11 protein-coding genes are annotated in these 15,001 nt (G+C 62.6%); 4 read left to right on the plus strand and 7 right to left on the minus strand.

The window, feature by feature from the left end:
- Positions 1-111 precede the first annotated feature (111 nt).
- Together HMUK_RS00905 and HMUK_RS00910 are read right to left on the minus strand one after the other, a co-directional pair.
- On the minus strand, positions 112-1,443 hold the full coding sequence (locus HMUK_RS00905; protein ID WP_012807730.1) for an Hvo_1808 family surface protein: 1,332 nt from the start codon (positions 1,441-1,443) through the stop codon (positions 112-114).
- Complete coding sequence (locus tag HMUK_RS00910; protein ID WP_012807731.1) at positions 1,436-2,893, minus strand: Hvo_1808 family surface protein; 1,458 nt, start codon at positions 2,891-2,893, stop codon at positions 1,436-1,438. The genes HMUK_RS00905 and HMUK_RS00910 overlap by 8 nt, the downstream gene beginning before the upstream one ends.
- A gap of 84 nt (positions 2,894-2,977) precedes the next feature.
- Between HMUK_RS00910 and HMUK_RS00915 the strand changes: the two genes are divergently transcribed.
- On the plus strand, positions 2,978-3,550 hold the full coding sequence (locus tag HMUK_RS00915; protein WP_012807732.1) for a cysteine hydrolase family protein: 573 nt from the start codon (positions 2,978-2,980) through the stop codon (positions 3,548-3,550).
- Here HMUK_RS00915 and HMUK_RS00920 read toward each other — a convergent pair whose 3' ends face one another.
- From HMUK_RS00920 to HMUK_RS00935, 4 genes are all read right to left on the minus strand, one after another.
- Positions 3,551-4,393, minus strand: coding sequence for a hypothetical protein (locus HMUK_RS00920; protein ID WP_012807733.1), 843 nt, complete (start codon positions 4,391-4,393; stop codon positions 3,551-3,553).
- A 201-nt stretch (positions 4,394-4,594) separates the two neighbouring features.
- On the minus strand, positions 4,595-5,677 hold the full coding sequence (locus tag HMUK_RS00925; protein ID WP_012807734.1) for a sugar ABC transporter permease: 1,083 nt from the start codon (positions 5,675-5,677) through the stop codon (positions 4,595-4,597).
- Complete coding sequence (locus HMUK_RS00930; protein WP_012807735.1) at positions 5,674-6,639, minus strand: carbohydrate ABC transporter permease; 966 nt, start codon at positions 6,637-6,639, stop codon at positions 5,674-5,676. The genes HMUK_RS00925 and HMUK_RS00930 overlap by 4 nt, the downstream gene beginning before the upstream one ends.
- A gap of 8 nt (positions 6,640-6,647) precedes the next feature.
- Complete coding sequence (locus tag HMUK_RS00935; RefSeq protein ID WP_049940702.1) at positions 6,648-7,919, minus strand: extracellular solute-binding protein; 1,272 nt, start codon at positions 7,917-7,919, stop codon at positions 6,648-6,650.
- 248 nt (positions 7,920-8,167) lie between these two features.
- On the opposite strand from HMUK_RS00935, the gene HMUK_RS00940 reads away from it, so the two are divergent.
- From HMUK_RS00940 to HMUK_RS00950, 3 genes are all read left to right on the plus strand, one after another.
- Positions 8,168-9,295: an ABC transporter ATP-binding protein gene (locus tag HMUK_RS00940; RefSeq protein ID WP_012807737.1), complete on the plus strand. Its 1,128-nt coding sequence runs from the start codon at positions 8,168-8,170 to the stop codon at positions 9,293-9,295.
- Positions 9,296-9,519: 224 nt separating this feature from the next.
- Positions 9,520-10,578, plus strand: coding sequence for a TrmB family transcriptional regulator (locus HMUK_RS00945; RefSeq protein WP_012807738.1), 1,059 nt, complete (start codon positions 9,520-9,522; stop codon positions 10,576-10,578).
- Between the two features lie 162 nt (positions 10,579-10,740).
- The gene (locus tag HMUK_RS00950) at positions 10,741-12,504 is read left to right on the plus strand and encodes a glycoside hydrolase family 13 protein (RefSeq protein ID WP_012807739.1); all 1,764 of its coding nucleotides are present in this window, start codon (positions 10,741-10,743) and stop codon (positions 12,502-12,504) included.
- Positions 12,505-12,584: 80 nt separating this feature from the next.
- Here HMUK_RS00950 and HMUK_RS00955 read toward each other — a convergent pair whose 3' ends face one another.
- Positions 12,585-14,684, minus strand: a complete 2,100-nt coding sequence (locus HMUK_RS00955) for an alpha-amylase family glycosyl hydrolase (protein ID WP_206501508.1) — start codon at positions 14,682-14,684, stop codon at positions 12,585-12,587.
- Positions 14,685-15,001: the final 317 nt, after the last annotated feature.

Genomic DNA, 15,001 nt, shown 5'->3' on the forward strand with positions numbered 1-15,001 from the left:
TTCCGGGACCGCGATAACGGCGGGTGGCAGGACCGCCGCGGGGTCGGCCGGATAAACCGAGATGCGCGATATCGAATCGCAGATCGCGTGAGACTTCTCGGAGGGGCGGAGTTACGACGGTCGCTCGTGTACGTCGTCGAGATCGTCGACCGTCGGAGCGTTGACGATGCGGACCCGACTTCCAGAGCGAGTGACTCGGAAGGCGTCCCCGAAGGCGTCGGAGTCGGGAACCCGGTAGACGGTCTCGGTCGGTCGCGCCGCGCCCTTGTCGTCGAGAATCGACGTGTAAGCCGCCTCGAACTCCCTGGCGTCGCCCGGCGAGTCCCACTCGATGGTCCAGACGTAGCCGTAGCCACCCGATCCGTCACGGTAGGGGACGATCGAGTCCCCGCCCCAGCCCGCGGAGGCGTCGCTGCGGTACCGGAACCACTGCTCGGGTTCGACGGCGTCGTTGGTGTACAGCATCGCGAAGATCGACGCTTCACCGGCGGTGTCCGCGACCGGCTCGTGGTCGAACCGCTCCCACTCGTCGCTACTGCGGTCGGGGACGGTCACGTTCACCGGCTCCTCGTCGGGGTACCGGTCCGGGTGGATCACCTGCTCGGTGCTGTCGGGCGGGTTCTCGTACAGTCGTTCGACGCCGTCCCAGCGGTTCCGGCCGTACTGCTGGTCGATCAGTCCCGGCCCGGTCGCGTAGGGCTGGTAGATCGTCACGAAGACGCCGTCGGTCGGCGCGCCCCCGCCGGAGCTCTCGCCGCTGCCGTCGCCGCCGGGCGGAGAGAGACACTGCCAGCGGTTCTCACAGCGGTCCTCGTATGTCCACTGGACGTAGTTGGCCTCGCCCTCGGTGACGCTTTGCTGTGCGAGCTGGCGATCCTGGGTCTCCGGGGACGACTCCAGGTTGTCGTACTGGTCTTGCAAGGCGTGGACCAGCTCGTGAGACAGCGTCGAGCGATCGATGGTCGGCGTCGGCGAGTCGCTGACGATCGTGATGTTGTCCGAGGCCGGACTGTAGTACCCCTGGACCGAGGAGTTGTAGGTCTCGCCCATGGCCTCGCTGGTGCCCGAGTCCTCGCCGACCAGCAGCAGTGCTTCCCACACCTGATCGTTCCAGGGATCGTCCGGTCCGGTCCCGCCGGGACCACGCGACTGGTTGCGGTACTCGGCGCGGCTGATCACCTCGACGCTGACGTTGCCGTCGAACTCCCGGTCGCGAATCCGCTCGACGCGGGCCTTGCTCCGGGCCAGGACCGCCGCCCGTTCGCTGGCGTTGAGACCGTCCGCGGTGGTCACCGACACGCTGTCGTCGTACCAGTAGCCGTCTTCCCAGCCGATCTGGTCCTCGTCGGCCTGGCGGTCGCGGTCGGCGGGGTTCAGGTCGTTCACGGCACCGAGACAGCCCGCGAGGACGACCAGCAGGGCGAGAGCTGCGACCCTACGCATCGTGTACCGCCTCCAATGCCGCCGCGTCGGGCGCGTCGACGACCGTCACCGTCGCGCCGGAGCGTTCGATCCTGACGGCGTCGGTGAAGGGACTGTCCTCGCCGATCGTCCAGACGTTCTCCTCGGTTTCCTCGCCGCCCCAGTGGCGGACGACCGCGCTCCAGGTGCTTGCGAACTCGGCCGCCTCGCTCTCGTTGGTCCAGCGGGTCCGCCAGACGTAGCCCGACCGCTCGCCGTTCTCGTAGACGAACAGTTTGCCGCCGGCCCAGCCGCGGGCGGCCGGCACGTCGTAGTTGTACGGATCGTCCCCGTCGACTTTGCCGTCGGCCTCGAAGTTGATCACGTCGCGGGCCCGCACCACGCTGGCGTCTTCGTAGTCGTCGGTAACGGTGTAGGCGAGCGACGCCGCGATGGCGGACTGGCCGACGACGGCGTAGTCGGCGCGTCCCGGCGGTCGGACCCGCTCCCACTCGTCGTTACTGCGGTCGGGCAGGGAGACGGTCGCCGGCTCCCACTCGGGGTACTGTTCGGGGTAGATCACTTCCGTCGCACCGTCGGGCCGGTCCGCGAACGCGGCGTCGACGGCCGCCCAGCCGCCGGCCTCGTAGCGATGCTCGACGAAGCCGGGACCGTCGCTGTAGGGGAAGAACTGGAGGAAGTTCAGCCCGAAGTGACTGTCACCGCCGCCGCTTTGCGTGCTGTCGGCCGAGTCGAGACAGGACCAGGTGGCGCCGCAGTTGGCGGTGTAGCGCCGCTCGACGAAGGAGGCGTCGCCCTCGACGATCCCGTTGCGGCCCTGATAGGCGTCGCGGGTCGTCACGGTCCCGTTGGTCAGGTCGAACTGCTGGTCTTGCAAGGCGTGGACCAGTTCGTGGGCGAGCGTCGCCTCGCCGTCGAGCTGTGGCGTCTCGCTGTCGGCGACGATGACGATCTCGTCGCGGGCCGGACTGTAGTAGCCGAGCACGCTCTGGCTCAGCGCGGCGTTCTGTGCCGCCAGCGCGTCCCTGTCCTCGCCGATCAGGAACAAAGCCTCGAACTTGCCGTTGTCGAAGCGCGCGCTCGTCGCGTTCGACGCGGGGGTAGAGCGGTTCCGGTACGTCGACCGGTCGATCACGCTGACCGGGACCGTCTCGTCGAACTCGCGTTCTCGGACCGACTCGACGCGGGCCATCGAGCGGGCGACGACGGCCTCGCGTTCGCTCTCGTTGAGGCCGTCGCTGTTGGTCACGTCCAGCGATTCGTTGTGCCAGTATCCGTTCTCCCAGCCGATCCGATCCGTCTCGGGATCCGGCGGGCCGTCGTCAGTGTCGACAGATGTGGGCGTGGCCGTCGGCTCGGGGGCGTCGGTCCCCGTCGTCTCGTGTACGGGGGACGCCGCCGACGGGCCGGCCGACGGAGCCTGACAGCCGGCAAGAACGAGCAGCGCAGCGAGCAGGGCGGCGCGATACATGTACCGGAGGCAAGGGCCGCGGCGTGAAAAATGACGCGCAGTACGAGCCACAACACTTTGGGCCGGCCGGTCGTAGCGTCCGCCATGGAGTTCGAGCCAGCACGAACCGCACTCGTCGTCGTCGACATGCAAAACGGCTTCTGTCACCCGGACGGGGCGCTGTACGCGCCCGACAGCGAGGCGGCCATCGAGCCCTGCCGCGAGCTGGTCGAGCGCGCACGCGAGGCCGGTGCCAGCGTCGTCTTCACCCGCGACGTACACCCGCCCGAACAGTTCGAAGACGCACACTACTACGACGAGTTCGACCGCTGGGGCGAGCACGTCATCGAGGGGTCCTGGGAGACGGAGCTGGTCGCACAGCTCGAACCGGCCGAAGACGACCTCGTCGTCGTCAAACACACCTACGACGCCTTCTACGAGACCCAGCTGGAGGGGTGGCTCGACGCCCACGGGATCGACGACCTCGTCGTCTGCGGCACGCTCGCGAACGTTTGCGTGTTGCACACGGCCTCCAGCGCCGGCCTGCGCGACTTCCGCCCGGTGCTGGTCGAAGACGCCATCGGCGCGATCGAGGACGACCACCGCGAGTACGCACTGGACCACGCGGACTGGCTGTTCGGCGAGGTGACCGAGCGCGGCGAGATCACCTTCGCTTGATCACCGGCACTCGACGGTCACGTCCTCGCCCTCTTGGAAGTCGACGCCGTCGCCGACGAGTTTGACGCCGAACCGGTCGCGGGCACAGAACAGCGCCAGCCCGGTGATCGGATCGCCGTTTGCGAGCACCGTCACGTCGTCCCACGCGACGGTCCGGCCCGTCGCCGTCCCGACCGGCGCGCCGGCCACGACGACCGCCCGCTCGGTCGCATCGGACGGCGAGTGCCCGAGTAATCCACCCGCGTCGTAGTGAGCGAGTCCGCCGTCGACGACACCACCTCTCCCGTCATCCGGCCCCCCGTTGGCCAGTCCGACGAAGCGCTCGCCGGGCGCTGGATGGGCCGGTGCGTCGAGTCGAGCCCACGTCGCCCCCGTATCGACGACGGTGCCGGTGCCGTCCCAGGGGAGTGGCTCGACGTCGACCGCGACGGCGAGCGGCTCCGAGCCGTCTGCCCGATACGGATTCGTCTCGTGGTCGCGGTACTCCAGGTGGACGTGATCGGGCACCCACGGCGCGAAAAAGCCCGCTCGCACCGTCTCGCCCAGCGGATCGCCGACGCCCACCTCGTCGCCGGGCACGACGGACGGCTCGACGTGCAGCAGACGAGCCATCCACTCGCCCGTGTCGATCAGGAGGAGATAGTCGTGCTCGGCAGCGTAGGGCTGGGGCGGCGCACGCACCTGCTTCGTCTCGACGACGGTGCCCGCGACCGGCGACGGTGCGACCGCGCCGGAGGGGTAGAGGTCGATCGCGCGGCCGTCGTCGTGGGCCACGAACGGGGAGTTGTACAGCGAGAAGCGGTCGTACTGGTGGCACACGTCGGCGGGCAGTGTGACGGCCATCACCAGCCAGTTGGCGTCGATGGATATGTGCCTGTTGCACGGGTTCGAGAGCCATGAGGGGCCCCAGTACGTGATCCGATAGCCGCTGCGGCGGGATACGCGGAAGTGTGACACGCCCCATCGCGACGCGGTCGCGTTTGCGACTCGCGTTCCGAAGTGCCAATCAGGTTTTAGAAGGCCGCGAAAGCGGAATGTGCCGTTCTATCCCTCCATCCCACTGAACGAGAGTCCCCCCTCTATGTAGCGCTGTGCGAACAGGTAGACGAGCATGATCGGCGTTGCGAACGTCAGTGCGAACGCCGAGAAGCGCGCCCACGGGATTGAGTACTCGTCGATCAGCGCGTACAGGCCAACCGGGAGCGTGTAGTTTTCCGTCGTCAGCAGTGTCTGTGCGACGACGAACTCCGTCCAGCCGGTCAGGAACGTGAAGATCAACACCGTCGCCAGGCCGGCCGTTGAGAGCGGGATGATGACCTCCGTCACGACACGCCACGGCGGCGCGCCGTCGACGACGGCGGCCTCCTCGTACGAGACCGGAATCCCGTCCATGTAGGTCTTCAGCAGCCACGTGTTGAACGGGACGGCTGTCGCCGCGTAGTACACCGCGAGCGCGAGCTTGCTGTCGTTGAGCCCGAACTGGACGTAGATGGCGTACAACCCGATTAGCAGTGCGATACCGAGCCCTCCACCGACCTGCGTCATCAGTACGTAGAGGAACAGGATCTTTCGCCGGAAGATAAACTCCCGCCGCGAGAGGGCGTAGGCCGCCGGCACGATCAGACACATCGAGATGATCACCGTCGGTATCGCGACTGTAACGCTGTTCCAGAGGAAGTGCTTGAACTGGGACGGTCGATCGACTCCGTGGGCCGACGCGTCCAGGAACGTGAGCTCGGGGGTACTGAACACGAGCGACTGTCCGGTCAGCGGGATGTCCACCGTGACGTTGTAGGCGGGAACGACGAGGTCACCGATCACCCAGATGAACGGCTGGAGCGTCGGATCTTCGGGCAACAGCGAGAGCCCATTCGAGGAGTACAGCGACGCACCGGTGCCCGACAGCGCCGCTTGCAGGATCCAGTACACGGGAAACAGTAGTAGCAGGACCAGCAGCAGGGCCCCGACCGTCGCGCCGACCGTCTTCAGGGGGTCCGTTGGTGGGATCTCACCGTTCCGCACACCACGTACCGTATACCTGATGTCTCGGGCCGCCTCGACGGGGGTGAGGAGGACGTTTCTCGTGTCCTCGACGAGCTTCCGGCCGACCGTCGACAGGAGGCTCATTCGTCAGACACCCCGTCAGCGAGCTTGCCACGTTTGACGTTGATCCACATGAACACGCCGATGAAGACGACCGCAATGAGGCTGATCGCTGCCCCGCGGCCGTACTGGGAGAAGGAGAGGGCCTCTCTGTACCCGTAGACGACGATGAGTTCGTTCGCTCGCGCCGGTCCACCCTGGTTGAACACGAAAGGGATCAGGAACTGCTGGAACGACGCGGCGGCCGTCAGAATCGCTGCGAACAGCACTGGCCGCTTGATCGATGGCAGCGTGACGTGGATGAATCGGGCGAGAAAGCCCGCGCCGTCGACCGTCGCCGCCTCGTGCAACTCTTCGGGTACGTCCTGCAGGGCACTAACTGTGATGATTACCATGAACGGGTACGCCAGCCACATCTCCGTGACGTTGTACGCGAAAAAGGCCGGCCATCGGGTCGAGAGCCACGCAACGGGCTCGGCACCGAACTGTTCGAAGAGCTGATTGATCAGTCCGAAATCGGCAGAACTGAACATCGATCGCCAGACGGTGATCGTAAAGATCGCTGGCAGTCCCATCGGGAGGATGATGAGTGACCGCATGATTCGCCGTCCGCGCACCCGATCGCTGGTGACGACCATCGCGACGCTGATGCTCAAGCCGAGTTTCAGGGCGACGCTCGTGGCCACGTACAGCCACGTCACCCCGAAGGAGTTCCAGAACTCGGGATCGGCGAGCACGTCGGTATAGTTCTTGAGTCCGACAAAGGTCGCCTCACCGAAGGTCAACACCGCGAACGACCCCTCACCGGCGAAGAGGTTCGCTGGCGCCGCATCGGTAAACGAGAGGCCGACGAGGTACAGGACGGGGAACAGCATGAACGCTGCGAACACGAACAACCCCGGGAGCACGAACAGGAGCGAGTAGTCCTCCTGCTCGATGAAGGGGATCCGCTCGACTCGTTGTGTGAGGCGTGACACTGTTCTCATTCGTCGAATTACTCCCAGTTACTTCGAGCCTCGTCGGCGGCCCCGGCAAGTGCTTGTGCTGGGCTCTGACTTCCGTTGAAAATCTGGACGACTGGTTCCTCCAGCGCTGCGAACACGTCGCTCATACGAGGATCCGTCGGCATCGGGATACCCTGATCGACGGCCTCCGAGTAGGCCCGGACTGGGCCGGGGAGATCGTCGCTGCCGGCGAGCGACGAGAGGACTGGAATGTGGCCCTGTTCTTCGGCTCTGGTGAGTAGGTGGTCCTCGTTGGTCACGAACCACTCGATGAACTCGCGTCCTGCCGTCGCGTCGACATCTCCCTCTTCCATTGCCTTCGAGAAGTACCACATCTTGATCCCGCTCAGTGGAGTGAACTCACCGCCGTCCATCGACGGGAAGGTCGTCACCTCGTAGTTGATGTCGCTGTCGTTGAGTGTGGCAAGATACCACGGACCGTTGACTGCGAAGGCCGCGTTGCCCTCTGCGAACGTTGCCTGCTGGGGTTCGAAGCCTGGGTCGTTCGGCATATATGGGACGAGATTGTCGAGCATAAACTCGAATCCACGGACCGTCTCCTCAGAATCGAGACCAACCACTGGGTCGCTTTCGGGATCGAAGTAGCGGCCGCCAAACGCCTGTGCGATCCCGCTGATAAAGTAGGGGTTGAACGGCATGGCTAGCCCGTACTTCCCGTTGGCCGAATCGTGGTACGCTTCCATACTTGCTGCCATTTCCTCGAACGTCTCCGGTGGTTTGTCCACGATGTCTGCGTTGTAGATTAGCGTCACCGTCTCCGCCGAAAAGGGGAGCCCGACGATCGCATCGTCGGTCTGGACGGCACCAGCCGCTGCACTGGTGAACTGGTCGAGGTCGACGGACAGCTCGTCACTCTGGTCGACGACGAACCCGCGTTCGTAGTAATCACCGACCCAGTCGTGGGCCCACTGGAACGTTTCCGGTCCCTGTCCGGCAGGGATCGCGCTCGTCGTCCGGTCTTGCATCTCGGCGATATTCCCTCCCTTGATCGTGTGGCTGGACTCCTCGTTGAATGCCGCGATGATGTCTTCGCGGAGTTCGAGCTCCGTGTCGGAGAGGCCGTACCAGGCCGTTGCCGATCCGGCGGGCTCCTCTGTTGTACTGTCGGTACCGTTGCTGCTCTCGCCCCCGCCGGCATCAGCATCTGTTCCCTGTTCCTCGACGCCAACACAGCCGCCGACTGCTGCGATCGTTCCCGTTGCACCAATGTGCTTCAACAGTGTTCTCCGATCGAATCCCATGGATATACGATTGATGAAATAGTCGTACATTCCTTAATGCTTTGCATTCGCCACGAACAAACGTTTAGGTTTCGGGCCGTGGGATACCGGTAGACCCGTGAAACATGGCGGCCGGCCGCCTGCCAGACGACGACAGACGGAGGATCGAACCGGCGTATCAGTCTCGATGCTCCACAAACAAAATCATTATGAAATTGTACCTCATTATTTCCAAAAGGGTTATTATTCGGTCTACCGATCTTCAGTGCATGGCTACGCTTCGCGTGGACTCTCTGCGCAAAGAGTTCGACAACGGTCGTATCGTCGCCGTCAACGACCTCTCTCTGGACGTGGCAGACGGAGAGTTCGTCACGGTCGTCGGCCCGTCGGGATGTGGCAAGTCGACGACCCTACGGATGCTGGCTGGCCTCGAACAGCCGACTGACGGCAAGATCTTCATCGACGGCGAGGACATCACAGACGTGCATGCGCGCAGCCGAGACGTCGCGATGGTGTTCCAGAACTACGCGCTGTACCCGCACAAGACGGTCCGCCAGAACATGGCATTCGGCCTCCGGATGAGCACGGATCTCTCGTCGGACCAGCGCGAGGAGAAGGTCCGTGAGACAGCCGCGATGATGGATATCGAGGAACTACTGGACGACAAGCCCAATGCGCTCTCGGGGGGACAGAAACAGCGCGTCGCGCTCGGCCGTGCCATCGTGCGCGAGCCCGACGTGTTCCTGTTCGACGAACCACTCAGCAACCTCGACGCGAAGCTCCGGACGACGATGCGAACGGAGATTCAGCGACTCCAGGACGAACTGGGAACGACCTCGATCTACGTCACACACGATCAGGAAGAAGCGATGACGATGGGTGACCGGATCGCAATCCTCGACAACGGAATCCTCCAGCAGGTGGGATCACCAAAGCACGTCTACCAGAACCCGGTCAACGAGTTCGTCGGGACGTTCGTGGGCTCCCCGGCGATGAACATGCTCGACGTGAGCGTCAGTACGGGCGACAGCGTATGCTTGACTAACGGCGATCGCTTTGCCTATTCTCTCGACGGGCCCGTTGCACAGGCGGTCGCAGACGCCGAGGTCGACAGCGCTCGGCTCGGGATCCGTCCGGAAGACGTCGCCGTCAGCCGAGAGCCCGCAGAGAGCGACATCCGGGCGGTCGTCGAGGTCGTCGAACCGATCGGAAGCGACAACTACCTCTATCTCGATCTGGGCGAGTCGTTCATCGCGCGCGTCGCCGCCGATATCGAACCGACACGGGGCGACACTGTCGGCGTTCAGTTCGACGAGTCCGATATCCATCTGTTCGATACGTATGGGTTCTCGATTCTCTCCGAGAAAGAGACCGAACGATCCCCCGTCACGGCCTGAGGACACGGTATGGCGGACGCGACCACATCGTCCAGACCAAGAGTCTCCGCTTCGGCCGCTCTCGTCCGTCAGGGCGTACCGCCAAGAGTATTTTTGATGTATTATGTTTTCTCATATCTAAAAGTTGGTTGAGATCCAGAGCGAGACGCGACAGCGCCGGTTTAGTGTTTGGATCCTCGTTCGATTCCTGAGGTTAATTAAGTGAGCAGTGGGTGTGTGCACCTATGGACGACTCGACACTCTCCGAACGGTTAATGCAACTTGGACTGTCCGAAAAGGAAGTAGACACCTATCTCACGGTGCTCGAACAGGGGGAGCTGACGGCAAGCGAGATATCCGACGTGACAGGCGTCTCGAAACGGTACGTGTACAGCATCAGCGAGTCCCTCGAAGAGCGTGGCTTCGTCGACGTCGACGACCACGTCGTCCCGACGAAAGTCCGTGCTCGCAATCCCAGCGAGGTCATCGAGCTCCTCACCGACGAACTGACCGAGATGGAGCCTGCGCTCTCTGAGCGTCACTCGCAGACGGAGCGCAATCTCCAGCGGTTCGACGTCCTTAAATCCCGGCAAACGATGATCAAGCGGATTCGATCGTACATCGCCGACGCCAGTAACGAGATCACCCTCTCGATCTCGTACGAACAGCTCCCGGAGGTCGAAGACGAGCTTCGGGCCGCCGTCGATCGCGGGGTGCTCGCGATGGTACTGGTCACTGGCGTACCGGCGAACTCACTCGAAGCAGCCGCGTTCGACGGGATCGCGACACTGGTCCGGACCTGGGATCAGATTACGCCCCTGACGTTGACTGTCGACCAACAGTACAGCGTCCTCGCGCCAGTCGACATGATGGTCCGTTCGAACTCCGAACTGCGTGCCATCTCGCTCGTACAGCGTCAGCTCGTCCCGATACTAACTGGCTCGTTTTTCGGCAACTACTGGCCGATCGCCGCCGAAGTGTATGTCGATGATCCGCGCTCTTTGCCGGCCGAATATGGGTGTTTCCGCCACGCCGTTCTGGACGCGACGCTCCATCTCCGTGACGACCGTCCGATCAGCATCGACACTGCCGTCACACCCTGTCGAGACACGGAGGATCGACAGTCGATCGAGGGGACCGTGATCGGCACACATCAGGGGCTCGTCGAACCGGCGACGAACGACTTCCCGGTCGAGAATTCGCTCGTCGTGAAAACGAACAACCGGCGCGTCACTGTCGGCGGTCCCGGTGCGATGCTCGAGGACTTCGAGGCGAAAGACACAGTGACGCTGACCGCAGACTGACTGTCGCCACACAGTCTGTTTCGAGAGAACGAACGCATCCCCCGCCAGACAATACTTATGAAGTAATTATTCAAAACACTTTTTGAGGGACGCGGTACCACAACAGATGATGCGAACAGACGAACCAACGCGATCCAGCGCAGCAGAGAGAGTGTGGTGCAGATGACGGTCTGTCGGGAGGCGATTACCCATCGGCCCAAGAGTAACTTCGCGTATGCAGTCGACGAGGAGACCATCCAGCTCCGTCTCCGGAGCAAACGCGGTGATCTCGACGACTGTCAGGTGCTCGTCGCCGACAAGTTCGACTGGCCGAACCGCGAGCGCCTCGATATGCAACTGGTCCGACGCGACGAACGGTTCGACTACTGGCAAGTGGAGGTCGAACCGGAACATCGACGGCTGTGCTACGCGTTCCTGCTCACGGCCGGAGACGAAACTCTCTGGTTCACTGAATGGGGGTTCGAGTCGGCCGACAAGAACGAACTACCGACCGCAGGGACGGACCGATCGCTCCACTACTTCGAGTATCCGTTTCTCCACGCTGGCGACGTGATCGACCCGCCAGACTGGGTGTCAGATGCCGTCTTCTACCAGATATTTCCCGAGCGATTCGCGAATGGAGACCCGGAGATCGATCCCGATGGTGTCGAGGAATGGGGCGGCCGGCCGGCCCACGACTCATTTTTCGGCGGCGACCTGGAGGGTATCATCGACACTCTCGATTACCTCGCGGACCTGGGGATCACGGCGCTCTATCTGACACCGGTGTTTGAGTCCCTGTCGAACCACAAGTACAACACCGCCGACTACGAACAGATCGATCCACATTTCGGTGATACGGAGACGCTCTCGCGACTCGTCGACGCCGCACACGACCGGGGTATTCGCGTGATGCTCGACGCAGTGTTCAACCACTGTGGCCGACAGTTCGAACCGTTTCAGGACGTCATCGAGCACGGCCGGGAGTCGGAGTACGTCGACTGGTTCCACATCCACGAGTTTCCGATCCAGTTCGAACCACGGCCGTCCTACGACACGTTCGGGTTCGAGAGCTATATGCCGAAGCTCAACACCGAGAACCCCGAGGTCCAGTCGTACCTGATCGACGTTGCGACGCACTGGATCGAAGAGACGGATATCGACGGGTGGCGACTCGACGTTGCCGACGAGGTCGATCACCAGTTCTGGCGGGCGTTCCGGCAGGCTGTCAAGGACGTCAAACCCGACGCCTATATTCTCGGTGAGATCTGGCACGACTCTCGGCCGTGGCTCCGCGGTGATCAGTTCGACGCCGTGATGAACTACCCGTTCATGTACGCGGTCGACGGATTCCTGAGTGACGGATCACTCGACGCTGCGACGTTCGCAGACAAGAGCAACCGGTTTCTCGCCCGGTACCCCGACCAGATCAACGAAGTGCTGTTCAATCTGCTGGGGAGCCACGACACGGCCCGTCTCCGCTATCGGTACGACGGGGACGAGCACACCGTTCGACTCGCGCTGTTGCTCCTGTTGACGTTCCGCGGGACGCCCTGTCTCTACTACGGCGACGAGATCGGGATGACTGGTGGCGACGATCCGGACTGCCGGCGACCGATGATCTGGGACGAGGCCCGACAGGACCGAGAACTTCACCAGTACGTGTCTGATCTCATCGGTCTTCGGGCGGATCACCGGCCACTCCGTCGTGGTTCGCTCACTTTTTCACGAGACCGTTGCGGTGACGGTGTCGTCGTCTACCGCCGGTCGGACGAGTCGTCAGACGACTCGCTTACCGTCGCGATCAACCGCGGCGACGCACCGATCTCAGTGCCAATAGCCGGAGACGGCGAGGCGGGGACGGTACTCTTCACCACCGATGGGGACGTGACGGTCGGAGAGAGCGAGATCGAACTCACCGGACAGTCTGGCGCAGTCTGGCGATAGTTCGGTCTATCGGGATCTCCTCACTTACGATCCGTCAAAAATGGTGTCTCTTCCGGTGTCTCTGGTCGCCCTCGGTTGGTCTAGCTTTGCCAGTAGTAGAGCGGCGTATCTTCGGTCTCGGTCGAATCCGTGGGTGACGTGAAGGTCCGGTTGCTCCCGCTTTCCCAGGTCACGTTGTCGCTCTCGTCGATCTTGACGAATTTGAACTCGAAGGTCGTGTCCTTTGGCACGCTCACTGGGAGGAACCACTCCGGATAGTCCGGGTTCATGAAGGATTCGCTGCCCGACAGGGCATCCCAGCTACCCAGTTCCGGTGGATCACCGACGACGTGGATCGTCTCGCCGGGTTCGGTCTCGGCCTCGACGTGGAAGATCACCTGTACCGGCTCGTCCGTGAGGATGTCGTATTTCGCGGCGTTGCTCGTCTGGCCGTTCTTTTCGACGACCACGTCGACGAGTCCGGCGGGCCCATCGGGGACTGTCGCCGTCATACGGGTCGCGCTGTTGGACACGACGTTCGCGGGCGTACCGCCGAACGTGACTGACACGTCGCCGTCGAGACCTGATCCGTAGATGTGGACGGAGTCGCCGGCCTGTCCCATCGTGCTGACCGTCGTTCCGATCTTCGGCGCATTCCCCAGGTCGGGGCTCGCTGTCCAGACGCTGACCTCTCCACCGCCCAACGTGAAGGAGTCCAGTGCACCGCTGTCGACCGAGATGCCCTGTCCGTAGAGGTCCCCCGAGAGGTAGTCGCCGTAACTACCGTCCGGCAGGCTCGTACCGACCGACGGGACGCTCTCGGACTGGTCGGGCTGTCGATTGATCGCCGTCACGACCACGTGATCGTAGAAGGTCCGCTCGTAGACGATCACGTCGTCTGTCGAGTGGAGAATACTCGTCTGACCGTACGCGAGCGCGAGGTTGTCACGCCGGAGCTGTGCGAGGTCGCTGATCAACTGATAGGCCGTGGTCGACGTGTCGAAATCGCTGTCGGTTTGCATGAACAGCCGACCTGCGTTCGCACCGCTCGATCCGGGATTCATGTACTGCTCGGTCCCGTAGTAGATCTTCGGCGTTCCGCGGCAGGTCATCAACGCGGCGATCGCCGCGTGGTACGGCTTGTCGTTTGGCTGGATGTACCGGAACCGAGTGAGGTCGTGATTGTCGACGGCAGTGATCGTCTGGTGTTCGTGCGTGTAGTCGCCGTGGGTCTTGATCAGCATGTCTCCGAAGTCGGACATCGTCTCGGAGAAGTCGCCGAACGCGTTCGTCGCCGCCCGGTTGAACTCGAAGTCGAGGTTGTTGATGCCGGTTCTGTCGGGAAACGTCCGGTACTCCTCGTATTTCGGGTCGGGTCGGCTGATGAAGAACTCCCCGAAGTGCGTGATCGGACCGCCTTGCGAACTGTCGGTCGCGGTCTTGAGGTTCTTTGCGAATGCCGGGTTCATGTGCAACGTTGCGTCGTGACGAATTCCGTCGATCCCTTTCGACTTCCAGAACTGCGTCGCTCGTTCGAGGTGGTCGACGACCCCCCCGTTTTCGTGTGCGAAGTCGGCCAGCGAGCCCAGTTCCTTGTGGCGATAGCCGAACTTCGACGAGTCCCCGTCACGGTCACCCAGTCCGTGGAACCAGCCGTTCACATCGTCGTGTGGATCTGCCAGCAAGTTCTCACCGACGGCGTCCCCGTTCTCGTCGAAGACGTAATTGCCGTCTGCATCCGTGTCCGGTTCGTAGAGTTCTCCTTCCTCGGGCTCGTTGTTCTTCGTCGGATTCCGCCAGCGGCTCGTGTGGTTCGAGACGAAGTCGATGACGAGTTTGATGCCGTTGTTGTGCAACGCGTCGCGCATCGCGTAGAAGTCCTGCATCCCGCCGAAAAACCGGTGGGTCCGGAAGTAGTTGCGCGCGTGGTAGCCGTGATAACTGGTCCAGACGTCGACCGTACCGTCGTCCTGGTAGTCTTCGATCTTGCTCTCTCGGTTGTCGTAGGGTGCGGAAATCCAGACCGCTGTCACACCCATCTCCTCGAGATACGGTATCTTGTCGATGATCCCCTGCCAGTCACCGCCCTGGTACAGCTTGAGGTCCTCTCCACTGCCGTCGTAGAGTGAGGAATCGAAATCCTCGAAGTCGTTGTTGCTCGTGTCGCCGTCGTAGAATCGATCTGTCAGGATCTGATACACCGTATCACGTGGTGTGACCGGACCCAGACGGTTGTCTTCGGTAGCCAGTGTATGATATCCGTTGATCTCTGCCTCGACACTCCGGCTCATTCCGAAGGCCGCTGCAGCGGTCCCAAGCGTTTTCATCCAACTCCGCCGCGTTGTCGAACCCATGCTACTAGTCCTGTTGTTATCTTTCATCGCAGCTATCTAATCGAGACGATATGAAAAAAGTATTTTGTATGGTTGTAGTATATTTACAACATAGTTCGAGAGTGGTGGCACGATAGCTGTCGACCGTCATCACCGATGTTGAACGCGTCTCTGGCCGTTTATAC

The sequence above is a fragment of the Halomicrobium mukohataei DSM 12286 genome (assembly GCF_000023965.1).
Classification (GTDB): Archaea; Halobacteriota; Halobacteria; order Halobacteriales; family Haloarculaceae; genus Halomicrobium; species Halomicrobium mukohataei.